The organism is Weissella sp. DD23, from assembly GCF_001579105.1.
Lineage (GTDB): Bacteria > Bacillota > Bacilli > Lactobacillales > Lactobacillaceae > Weissella > Weissella cibaria.
Window position 1 is genome coordinate 39,691 of record NZ_KQ970395.1, and the last position, 12,283, is coordinate 51,973.

6 protein-coding genes and 1 pseudogene are annotated in these 12,283 nt (G+C 50.0%); all 7 read right to left on the reverse strand.

Annotation, left to right across the window (positions count from 1 at the left end):
- Positions 1–891: histidine--tRNA ligase (gene hisS / locus WEIDD23_RS08860; RefSeq protein ID WP_062358923.1), on the reverse strand; the 891-nt coding region annotated here is incomplete at its 3' end.
- A gap of 287 nt (positions 892–1,178) precedes the next feature.
- Entirely contained in the window at positions 1,179–2,069 is an 891-nt protein-coding gene (locus tag WEIDD23_RS08865) for an N-acetylmuramoyl-L-alanine amidase family protein (RefSeq protein WP_010372996.1), read from the reverse strand.
- A gap of 136 nt (positions 2,070–2,205) precedes the next feature.
- Entirely contained in the window at positions 2,206–2,646 is a 441-nt protein-coding gene (locus tag WEIDD23_RS08870) for a nucleoside 2-deoxyribosyltransferase (RefSeq protein WP_010372998.1), read from the reverse strand.
- 71 nt (positions 2,647–2,717) lie between these two features.
- Positions 2,718–2,957, reverse strand: coding sequence for a hypothetical protein (locus WEIDD23_RS08875; RefSeq protein WP_010373000.1), 240 nt, complete (start codon positions 2,955–2,957; stop codon positions 2,718–2,720).
- Between the two features lie 87 nt (positions 2,958–3,044).
- Positions 3,045–4,212: pseudogene (locus tag WEIDD23_RS08880) on the reverse strand (hydroxymethylglutaryl-CoA synthase).
- Between the two features lie 3 nt (positions 4,213–4,215).
- Entirely contained in the window at positions 4,216–5,418 is a 1,203-nt protein-coding gene (coaBC, locus tag WEIDD23_RS08885) for a bifunctional phosphopantothenoylcysteine decarboxylase/phosphopantothenate--cysteine ligase CoaBC (protein WP_010373004.1), read from the reverse strand.
- A 130-nt stretch (positions 5,419–5,548) separates the two neighbouring features.
- On the reverse strand, positions 5,549–12,283 hold a 6,735-nt coding region (locus WEIDD23_RS08890; RefSeq protein WP_197458862.1), incomplete at its 5' end, for an LPXTG cell wall anchor domain-containing protein.

A 12,283-nucleotide genomic window follows, 5' to 3' on the forward strand; every position in this document is an offset into this window, starting at 1 on the left:
CAATCCGTTGTAACGACCACCACCGGTAATCGTTGTCCAACCATGACCCAATGCTTCAGATTGTGTCATCACTTCGAAAATCGTGTGGTTGTAATAATCCAAGCCACGGACCACGTTGGCATCCACTTCATAATCAATTCCCATTGCCTCAAGGTATGTTTGCACCTTATCCCAGTGGGCTTGGGCTGATTCTGTCAAATAATCCAAAATCGATGGGGCGTCCGCAACAATTGCTTGATCCTTGGCATCCTTAGAATCCAATACACGCAAAGGGTTCTTCTCCAAACGCGTTTGTGAATCAGCAGAAAGCTCATCAAAATGAGGCGTCAAGAAATTGATCAACGCTTGGCGATAGTTCTCACGAGACGCTTTATCACCCAATGAGTTAATCTTAACCTTCAAGTTCGTCACACCCAACGTTTGGAAGAAATCAACGGCCATTGCAATCACTTCAGCATCTAGTGCTGGTGAGTCTGACCCCAATGCTTCCACTCCAATCTGGTGGAATTGACGCATGCGACCTGCCTGTGGACGTTCATAACGGAACATTGGTCCGATATAAAACATCTTGTATGGCTTTTGATGTTCAGGTCCAAATAACTTATTTTCAACAAACGCCCGCACAACACCCGCGGTTCCTTCCGGACGCAAGGCAACGTGACGATCACCCTTGTCGTGGAAATCATACATTTCCTTCGTCACCACGTCAGATGTATCGCCAGCTGAACGTGCAAAGACATCAAAACTTTCAAAGATTGGTGTTCGTACTTCTGAATATTGGTAGTCACCAAACAACACACGCGCTGTTTCTTCAACGTAGTGCCACTTAAGTGATTCACCGGGCAACAAATCTGCTGTTCCCTTTGGCTTTTGGAATGATTGCTTAGCCATATCGTAATTCCTCTCAATTAATCCGATGGTGCAAAAACGGAAAAGGCGCCCTCGACGACACACTCGTATCGTCAAGGGCGCCTTTTAAGCGCGGTACCACCTTGAATTTGGTCTCATGCCGTAACGTGGCAACACGCGCATTGCTGCGACCTAAAAAGTGTCCCCTTATCCTAACAATGACAGGCTCTCACCACACCCTGCTCGCTAAACATGTCCAAAATAAGTTTGCTTTCTCATCGGTTCTATCTATGAAAAACATTATCTTATAGAAAGTAGTCAACGTCAAGTTACTGGGCATTTTTCGCCCGTTGATCAAGATAATTTTCCAAACCGATTGGAATTGCCTTGGCAATTTTTTCCTGCGTTTTCACGGACTTAATCTGTTTGAAGTCCGTGTCTGAGTTAATGTACCCATTTTCAAGCAATACCGCGGGTACTGTATTATCTCGAATAACCAAGAAATCACCAAAGTCAACACCCTTATTAGTGAGCGGCATAGTCGGCGCCATAGCTTTATTCAAGGCTGTCGCAAGTTGCTTAGAGCCATTTGTTTTATGGTAATAATAAGCTGTGTACCCGCTCGCTTCGTTCGCTTCTGGGGATGAATCAAAGTGGAATGAAATAAATAAATCAGCATGATTCTTTTCAGCCACTTGCGGAATTTTTGACAGATACACAATTTTATCCGAATCACGCGTCATAATCACCCGTGCCCCCGATTGGCGCAATGTCTTAGCCACCCGCCGTGCCAATTGGAGCGTATAAGTCTTCTCAAATTTGCCAGTATTTGATATCGCACCAGAATCCGATCCACCATGACCAGGGTCCAAAACGATTGTTGATTCCGATAACGGCGTAATCTTGTCTAAGGGTTCATTCCGTTCCAACAGCCAGCCTGCTACCCACCCAGTCGACTCATCTTCACGGCGCACCTCGTACCAACCATCATCCTTGGCTAAAATTTGTAAATGTTCACCTTGTTTCAACACTGATATCGGCGTACCGGCAACTCCTTTCTTCTCTCGAATCGTAATATTCGGGATTTGTACTGTAATTTGTTGTTTATATAGCATCACTGTAGTAACTGCGACTGCGACACCAAGCATCCCCACAGTAATGGCTAGTGGAATCCAAAATTTCACGAGCCACGCCAACAACAACCGGCCAATTTTTCGCATGCGACAATACCCTCTCAAGTTCTGTTTCGTATCTGTTTAGTTTAGCACAGCGGTAATAAGTTCAATGGCTACTGCAAGAAAAAAACGGCCCCCACTTTGCGGTGAGTGCCGTTAATCACTGGTAAGCTTAACCAAATTAGAAAGTCTTACCTTCCCATTCGTTCGCTGGCAAGGCATCGAAGTCGTATGTTGCAACATCTGCAACGTCTGTAATAACAGCGTGAGCAGGAACTGACATCATCAAGTTGATGCCCCCATCCTTCTCTTTCACTAAAATTACGGGCTTCTTTGCCGCTTCTGAGTAACCAATCTCCCAGGCAGTCCCTGGATCAACGTGTTCACCCTCGTAGTCGATTACCGCAATGACAACTTCGGCTGGATCAAGATGATCCTTGTCGCCCTTGTAAATTGCTTTTGCCCATTCCTTTGAACCAAATTCAAATTCATCGTGTTGTTCAGTACGTGGACTGAAGAATTCAGAAACCGTTGGATTTGCTGCAAGTGCTTTTTCCATCCGTTCAATACGATCAATTTGGTCATCGTCAAAAAATGGACCGGCTAAGTAAACGCGCTTCATAATTTTCCCTCTTAACTAATTACAGATTTTTTTGTGTTACCCAATTAGTTTAACCGACAAATGCCGAACAATCAACCTTTCATCGACGGCAAATCCCGCTTATTCATGAACGGTTGCAAAGCTGTCTTGGCAACTCGTTGTTGCGTATGAAGCAATGCGGCATTTTCACGAGTCAATTCCGGAATAAACAAAACTTCCATTTCATAATCGGTTGCGTCACAGCGAATCACTTTACCAATAAACGGACAGTTAATCGCTGCTGAAGCATCACAATGGGCTATATCACCAATCTGTAGTTCATGTCGCTGCATAGGCACTCCCCCTGACTAGTCGTTTGCGATTAGTGTACCCAGTGCGTTTGATGAACCCTCGCACAATTATTGATTTTTTCGCGTTAATTAGTGTGCTAAATACACGCGTTGTTGATCTTTCAAACCGGCCAATACAAACTTGGCTGCATCCTTGGTGATATCAAATTCACGATCAGTTGCGCCGTGCAAACCGGCCATGAAGTTTTCCTCATAGTCTGGAATCGTCATGTATTCACGTGAATCAAACAAGTGATCCATTTGGCCGGTCACTAACCCATCACGGAAGTTAGGTTGCAATTCAACTGAATAAAACTCACCTTCTGCACCAGAACCGTAAGAGAAGATGCCCAAACGATCACCCGCCGTTAAAGTCGTTGAATTTTCTAACAGTGAATACAAACTCAAGTAAACTGAACCCGTATATAAGTTACCAATGCGCTTATTGTAAACACGACTGGCTTCAAATTCCGTCAACAATAATGCTTGTTTTGCTTCATCTGCTTCAGGTAAGATATCGCGCAAGGCCTTTAACCCCCATCTTAGTGAATGGCAAGTGGAATGCAAATGCCTTGAAGTCATCGATAGCTAAACCTGTCTTTTCCTTATAACGAGCCCATAAATCACGGAAGAATTCACGGTAAACTTCAGCTGAATATTTACCATCAACCAATGCTTCTTCGGCGTAAACTGGGCGCCAGAAGTCCATCACATCACGCGACATGAATTGGTTGTCTCGATTAATCGTTAAAATACGTGGATTCTCAGTCACCAACATGGCAACTGCGCCAGCCCCTTGGGTGACTTCACCTGGGGTGTGGAGGCCGTAACGGGCAATATCTGATGCCATGACCAGCACCTTAGCACCTGGGTGCAAGGCAACATAATCCCGTGCTTGCATCAAACCGTAAGTACCGGCATAGCACGCTTGCTTCATTTCAATCGTGCGGGCGTATGGACTCAACCCTAACAATCGTTGTGCATAAACCGCTGCCGACTTTGAGTTGTCAATGCCTGATTCAGTCGCAAAAATAATGGTGTCAATTTCTTCACGTTCAGTAGGTGTCAAGATTTGGTCTGCGGCATTGACTGCCATCGTCACGACGTCTTGCGTTGGTGGCACAACCGCTTGTTGCGTCTGACCAATTCCAATCAAGTACTTACCAGGTTCTTCATTACGAGCGTTTGCCAACTCAGTCATATCAATATATTGATGTGGTGAGAAGAAGCTCATCTTATCAATTCCAATTTGTGCCATTTTTTAATCCTTTACTGCTTCTGTCACACGTCGCATAATTTCACGAGCCACTGCAATTTTCGTTTGCAAAGGCAAGGTCTCTGGTTGTGCATCTCGTGTCAAAATTGTCACTTGATTCGTATCATAACCAAAACCAACTTCGGCCTTTGAGACATCATTTGCAATCAGCATATCCGCGTTCTTTTTTGTTAGCTTTTGTTGCGCATAATTAATTAAATCCTGCGTCTCAGCGGCAAACCCAACCAAGTACTGATGGGTTTTATTCGCACCAAGCGTCGCTAGAATGTCCGGGTTTTCAACCAACTCCAAGGTCAACCCCGGATTGGCCGCATCTTTTTTCATCTTCTGATCGGCCGGTGTTGCCACACGATAATCTGAGACTGCTGCCGCCATAATGACAGCATCTGCCGTCTCAAATCGTTCAGTCATCGCTGCCAGCAATTCACGGGCAGACTGAATGTGAACTGTTTGCACACCTGCTGGAGCTGGCAAATCGGATGACGTCACAAGTGTCACGTTAGCCCCTTGCTCGGCTGCGGCTTGTGCAATCGCATACCCCATCTTCCCTGACGACCGATTCGTAATAAAGCGAACCGGATCAATTGGTTCAACGGTCCCACCAGCTGAGACAATGATCTGCTTGCCCGTTAGTCGACCCGTTCGCTGATGCAGCGCTAATTCTGCCAAGGCTAATATCTCATCCGGTTCTGGCAAACGACCCTTACCGGCATAACCTTCAGCTAGAAGACCTTCAGCTGGTTCCAGTACAATCACCCCATCGTCACGCAACGTCGCTAAATTACGTTGCGTTGCCGGATTTTCATACATATTGACGTTCATCGCCGGCGCCACAATAACTGGGGTATGCCGAGCTAATAGAACTGACGTTGCGGCATCGTCACCAATGCCAGCCGCCATTTTTGCCAAGATATTAGCCGTCGCAGGGACCACGAAAATATAATCAGCCCAATCTGCCAAACTCACATGCGCAATGACGCTGTCATTGTGCGCATCGAACAAATCGGTCACAACCGGCTGCTGCGTCAAGGCTTCAAACGTCTTTGGCGTCACAAATTCAGTTGCGGCCTGTGTCATCACAACGCGAACGACCGCCCCCGCCTTCATCAACAAGCGGGCAAAAATCGCTGACTTATAGGCTGCGACACCACCGCTGACAACTAACACAATCTTTTTATCGGTAAACATGCCGTGCTGCTCCTTCTAGCGTTTTACTTAAAAATAACCACATTAAGTTTACCATGAATAGAAATCTTACGGATTACATAAGTAGAAAACGAGAACTATCGTCTCCGACAGTCCTCGTTTCACTTCTCAATTAATTTTCCTCAGCCTCACGCTTACGGCGCGCTGCGAACAACATAAACAGATTACTTGCAAACAAGAAGACCCCGATTGCGGTTAAGTAACTCATCGTGTCTTGACCAGTGTCCGGCAGCACCCGGTTAGCTGTACCGGCAGCCAACGTCCGACCGGTAGCTGTATATGGCAACACACCTGCCCCCGTATATGGCAAGTAACCACTCGGGATAGCCGTGTAGCCTGCCTGGACCGCTGCAGGTAACGTGGTCATCGTCGGTTGATACGTCGCCCCCAGCGTGGCCAGTTCAGCATTTTGTTGCGCTTGGCGCGCCTGCGGACCACTCACAATCCCATTGTTTTGACCGATAGCATCGGCCAGCGCCTTAGTCGCTGCAACAACATCAGCGGTCGTTGCTTCGCCACGAGACGCTTTCGCTTGCACATCCGCCAAGTGATTCCAAGCATCCTTAATCGTGTCGGCCATATCAGCCGGCACGCTATTCTTTAAGGCCGTCGCATCCTGGTTAGCCGTGTCACGGGCTGCCTGAGCGTTGTTAAACGCGGTCTGCAAATCTTGCATGGCGTTCAAAATGTCCTGAGTTAATGCTTTGGGATCATCCTGATCTGCCGCAGCCATAACCGCTTGCAGTCGTTGCATCATTTCTTGCACCGCAGGTTCATTGCGTACCGGACTATTTTGCACCTGTGTTAGCAAATCGGTTGCTTGACTTTGGGCTTGTTGACGAGCTGGCTTCGCCTTATCCAAAGCCGTTTGTAATACTTGCATGGCGCTCTTAATGTCGCCTTCAGCCGCATTACCGGCCAATAAGACTCGCAATTGCTTACTTGCATCAGCTACGGCACCTTCATGTGACACCGGCTTCGTTTGCCCTAATAAAGTATCCGCAGCCGTCCGCACATCATCAACGGCTTGCATCGCCACCTTTAAGGCATCCGTCGCTGCCTTAATATCAGCAGTTAACGCATCCTGATTATCAGCGGCCGCTAATTGTTGCAAATTAGCAAGTTTTGTCACCGCAGCTTGGACGGCTGGATCATTCTGACCAGTCTTTGTTGCCGCCTGACGCATCGCATCCGCCGCTTGATTAGCCGCATCACGATCGGCTTTGGCTGCTTGCGTTGCCGTCTTTACAGCGTTAACTGCCTTCGCCAAATCAGCCGTTGGTGTTGCTGGATCGGCCAACGCCTGCTGCAAGTGTTTGATTGCCGCTGCCACTGCCGATTCGTATGAAACTGGTTTAGCTTGTGCTATCGCGTCGTTAGCCGCATCACGGGCACTGTTCACCGCGTCTAACGCTTGCTGTAATGCTTGCGTCGCGGCCACAATATCCTGAGTCAACGCCTCTGGCGAATCCGTCGCCGCGGCTGCTTGAACTTTTTGCAACTTGGCCAACGCGGCGACCACCGCCGGATCACCACTACCCGCCGACTGTTGTGCCTGATCGGCCAACTTGTCAGCCGCTTGGTTAGCCGCATCACGGGCAGTATTCGCATCAGCGACCGCTTGGTTCAGCGCCTTTGTGGCGTCCTCAATGGCCGTCTTTGTTGCCGTTGGATCGGCCAACAAACTCTGCAGCTTATCTGCGGTGTCCTTGACTGCCGTTTCATTTGAAACTGGCGCTGTTTTACTTAGTGCATCCTGGGCTGCCGTTTTCGCATCTGTTAATGCAGCTGAGGCATCAGCAAATGTGGCCCGCAAGCTATCCATCGCAGCGTGCTTTTCAGCAGCGGTTGCATCTGGATCGGCCAGCGTTGTCTGCATTGTCGCCAGCGCTGATTCAACCGTCGCATTATCACTGTATGGTGTTGCCGCTTCAGTCAACGCTTTTCCGCCAGCCTCGAACACATCATCAGTTGCTGTTTTAATATCGGCGTATGGTGTATCTGGATTTTTTAACGCGTCATTCAAGGCTTTCACCGCGTCAGTCAACGCAGTCTGCGTATCCTCGGAAATAGCTTTACTGTCTGCAATCTCTGGATGAATGGTTGTCCCATCCGTTGTGGTCGCCTGCTGTGCTTCAGCAGCGTCAGCCCGGGCGTCAGCTTGGTATTGGGCAACATCGGTCATTGCCTGACGCAACGCATCCGTTGCTGCGATAATATCAGCCGTCAAACTAGCGCTTGAATCAGCCGCCGCCCGTTTACGAATCGCATTTAAATTCGCAATCGCATTCTCAATTTGTGGTTCGTTCTGCAATGAACTATTCTCGGCGTCCGCAATCGCTGTCGCCGCGTCGTCATTTGCTGTATTTCGCGTGCCAGTATCTGTCTGAACTGCACTTTGTAAGTCAGTGACAGCAGCTGTAATTTCAGCGGCCGTGGCCTTTGGATCTTGCAGAACGTTCTGTAACGCGTTAATTTCCGACGCAACCGCTGTTTCATTTGAAACTGGGGCCGTCTCTGACAATACTGTAGCAGCCGTGGCTCGTGCCGTTTCTTGGGCCGCGTCTTCATCCGCGACCGCTTGTTGCAAGGCGGCTGTCGCAGTCGCAATATCAGCAGTTAAGGCATCTGGCGAATCACTCGCCGCCGTCGCCATCACATCCTTCAAATTTTGAATGGCGGTTTGAACCGCTGGCGCTGCTGACTGGTCGCCATTCGTAGCTGTTGTAATTGCCTTGTTCGCCTCATTGTTTGTCGTCGTCCGGTCAGTCTTTGCTGCCGTTACCGCTGTCGCTAACTCGGTCATCGCATTCTTTAAATCTTGTTCCGTTGAAGTTGGATCATCAATTAATGTCTGCAAATTGGTACGAGCCGTCGCGACATCTGCCTCATTCGTCACGGGGCCAGTTTGTTGCAAGGCTGCCGTTGCCAGATCAGCCGCTTCTGCTCGTGACTTAGCCGCATCAACCTGAGCTTGCTTGACCGCACTAATAGCTGCTTCAATATCCGCAGTCAACGCATCCGGCGAATCACTGGCGGCCGTAGCCATCACTTGTTGCAGATTCTGAATAGCTGTCACCACGCGATCATCCCCGCTTTGATCAGAGTTTTGCGCACTCGTGACGGCATCTGATCCCGCCGTCATCGCATCATCCCGGACCGCACGCGTCGCCGTCGCTGTGTCACGGTACTGATCAATTGCTGTCTGTAAATCAGCGGCCGTGGCAAGTGGATTATCAATCACTTGTTGCAAGGCAACCTTGGCATCCGCCGTAGCTTGCTCATAGGTCACTGGCTGCGTTTCACTGTCATCTGCCAAGATTGCGGTCGCTTCGGAACGTTTCGTTTCTTGTGCTTGCTCCGCCGCTGTTACCGCAGCTTTCAAATCTGAAATACGATCCAAAATATCCTGCGTCACGGCATCTGGCGAATCACTCGCCGCTGTTTTCACGGCGTCCTGCAACGCTTGTACAGCATCACGCACAGTGGCATCATTAGCCGCTGTTGAATTTTGCGCACTCGCAATTTCACTCGCTGCCGCCGTATTTGCCGCTGTACGAACCTTCGTATCATCCGATACTGCTTGCGACAGCGCCTTGGTAGCCGCTTGAATATCGGCCGTTGTCGCACTATCATCCGCTAACAAGGTTTGCAGTTTTGTCATCGCATCCTGTGTGGCAGATTCATGCGAAACTGGTTTCGTCTGTGCAAGGGCATTGTCAGCTGCCAAACGTGCTTCCTGTTGGTCACCCGCCGCATCCGTCACGGCATCTTGCAAGGCCGTAATCGCATCCAAAATGTCTTGTGTCAGCGCACCAGCATCATCTGTTGCCGCTTGATTTTGCAAGGCGGTTAAGTTAGCAATGGCAGCTTGTACACCCGGTTCATTTGCTTGCGCTGTTCCAGCCGCCGTTAATTTCGCACTATCCGCCTTGGTGTTGGCGGCTTCACGATCACTGTTGGCCGCGTCGACCGCGTTTTCCAACGCGTTGGTGGCATCTTCAATTTCCTTAACCGTCGCACCAGTATCAGCTAGCACCTTGTCGAGTGCTGTCTGTGCCGCTTTCACACCACTTTCATTTGAAACTGGCGCCGTGTCAACCGCTGCAGCTGCATCACGAGCCGTCTGCTGATCTGCCTTGGCTTGTGCAATCGCATCCGTTAATGCTTTCGTGGCGTCGGCAATTTCAGCCGTTGTGCCCGCGTCATTCGCTGCATTTGCTTGGGCTTGTTGTAGCGCATTTTGCGCCGCAATCACTGCTGGTTCGTCAGCTTGATCAGAATTTGACGCCGTCGTCAACGCATCATCAGCTGCCTCATTCGTGGTATCACGTTTTGCTTTTTCGTCATTAACTGCATCTTCCAAAGCCTGTTGGGCAGCATTAATTTCAGCCACCGTGGCGGTTGGATCACCAACTACCTTGGCCAACTCGTTCTTGGCATCGACCACACTCTGCTCTGACGAAACCGGTGCCGTATCAACCGCATTCGCAGCATCACGGGCATCTTGTTGGGCCTGTGCGGCATCTTGGACCGCTTGCTTAACCGCCGCTGTCGCCGCAATAATATCAGCTGTCAGCGCATTAGGATCATCATTAGCTGCCTGGGTGAGCAAATCTTGCAAATGCGAAATCGCCGCCGTGACGCCTGGTTCTTCAGCCTGATTTGTCGCTTGCGCATCTGTAATCGCTGTTTGAGCAGCATCATTCGCAGCATCACGCTCACTTTCAGCAGCTGCAACAGCCGCAGTAATTGCCTGGCCAGCAGCGACAATGTCAGCCGTCGAGACGTCACCACCATCTGCTGCCTCCGCAACCAAATCCGCCAACTTTTGAGTCGCTGCGACAACCTCGGGTTCATTCGTGACAGGATTAGTGGCAATCGCTTGCGCATCTGCAATTGCTTGGTCTTGCGCACTTTTAGCAGCCGCCAGTGCATTTTCTAGCGCCGTTTGGGCGGCCGTAATATCAGCTGATGTCGCGCCATCGGCCGCTGCTTGATCACGAACATCTTGCAAGTCTTGCATGGCTTGTTGCACAGCCTGTTCATCGGCATAACCAGAATTCGTGGCAGTCGTTAATGCGTCGGCGGCTGCCTCATCCACGACTTGTCGATCGTCTCGGACATCATCAATCGCATTTTTAAAGTCATTAATCGCATCGGTGATATCAGCAGCGGTTGCCGTCGGATCATCAAGGACCGCTTGTAAGGTCGCCTTGGCGGAAGCGGTATCATCTTCCAAACTCACCGGTGTGGTATTGTCTGCTGTCATTGCATCAGTTGCTTGTTCCACCGCCGCTGCACGATCACTCTGAGCCTGACTAATCGCATCAGCTAACTTGATCATCGCGTCCGCAATATCCTGCGTCAAGGCAATATGCCCTAAATCAGTGTTCGTTGCTTCATTGGTTGCATCGGATACAACCTGCTGTAACGTTGCGATTGCGTCTTTAACCCCTTGGTCATTGGCGTTATCGCCGGCTTCTGCGGCTGTAACCGCATTATTCGCGGCTGTCACTTGTGTATCACGTGCCTCTTTGGCTGAAGCAACAACATCCGTCAAAGCCGTTGTTTTTGCTTCGATTTCAGCGGCCGTGGCATTTTCATTGTCTAAAATCTCTTTCAGTGACTTGGCAGCCGCTAATACATTCGCTTCATTTGACACAGGTGTCATAGCAGCCAAGGCGGCAGCGGCAGCAGCTCTAGCTGTTTCTTGGGCCTTCTCAGCCGTTGTCACCGCCGTATTCAACTCAGCCACGGCATCTAAAATCGCCTGCGTCGTGCCTGAATTCCCGTCGGCAGCCGCAATCGCTTGGGCCAACTTATCTTGCGCGTCAATGACCGCTTGGTCTTGCGCAGCAGCTGAAGTGGCCGCGGCATTATTCGCCGTAGCAGCCGTATCCTTGGCGGCGTCTCGATCCGTCACGGCGTCTGCCACCGCCTGTTTCAATGCATCACGCGCGGTGGCAATCTCAGCTGCTGTCGCGTCTGGGTTACTCAACACCGTATCCAAGTCACTTTGGGCCGTCTTGACGTCTGGTTCTTGACTCACTGGATTAGTTACAATTGCTTGGGCTGAAGCCACCGCAACCGCTTTCTCTAGGGCCGTTGTGGCATCAACAATTGCCTGCGTTGTGCCCGTGTTCGCCGCGGCATTTGCTTGGGCGGTTTGCACAGCCGTAATGGCCTGGGCAACGGCATCATCTGCCGCCACATCCTGGGTCGTTGCATTTGTAATTGCCGCCGCAGCGTTGCTATTTGCTGTCTCACGCGCGGTTTTTGCATCAGCCAAGGCTTGATTTAACGCGTCTTGGGCAGCTTGCACATCGGCCGTCGTTTTCGTCGCATCACGTGATGTTGACTCAAGCGCTGCCGCAGCGGATTCCACCGCTGATTCTTGGTCATACGGTGACGTTTCAGTCACCACGACCGTCACCTGCTTGGCCGTTTGAAGCCCGGACTCATCCGTTGCGGTAATCGTAACCGTATAAGTCCCTGGTTCATCCTTAACAACTGAGTCATAATTCGACGTCACCTTAACATCACCAGCCATTTGATTATCACTGGTTTGCGCATTTACACCAGCCAAGAAATCAGCCGCCGTGACACCCGCACCGGTTGTGACATTAAAGGTGTCTTTACCAGTTGTGATGGTCGGTGCTTGGGTATCGGTATAGACCACCGAAAACAATTGTGGCGTGCCATCAGTTTGATCTGTGCTATTAGGCGTCGTATCGTAATTTGGCGTCGCTGCCAAGGCGGCTGCCAATGTTGGGTAGGTCTGCTTATCCGGTCCAGTCACCGTGTAGGTATAACCAGTTTTAGCTAACGACTGATCAGTTGCGGT

Bases quoted from the DNA above. Each gene is read 5' to 3' on its own strand.
- WEIDD23_RS08870 (WP_010372998.1), bottom strand. From the start codon at position 2,646: ATGAAGCGCGTTTACTTAGCCGGTCCATTTTTTGACGATGACCAAATT.
- coaBC (WP_010373004.1), bottom strand. From the start codon at position 5,418: ATGTTTACCGATAAAAAGATTGTGTTAGTTGTCAGCGGTGGTGTCGCA.
- WEIDD23_RS08875 (WP_010373000.1), bottom strand. From the start codon at position 2,957: ATGCAGCGACATGAACTACAGATTGGTGATATAGCCCATTGTGATGCT.
- WEIDD23_RS08865 (WP_010372996.1), bottom strand. From the start codon at position 2,069: ATGCGAAAAATTGGCCGGTTGTTGTTGGCGTGGCTCGTGAAATTTTGG.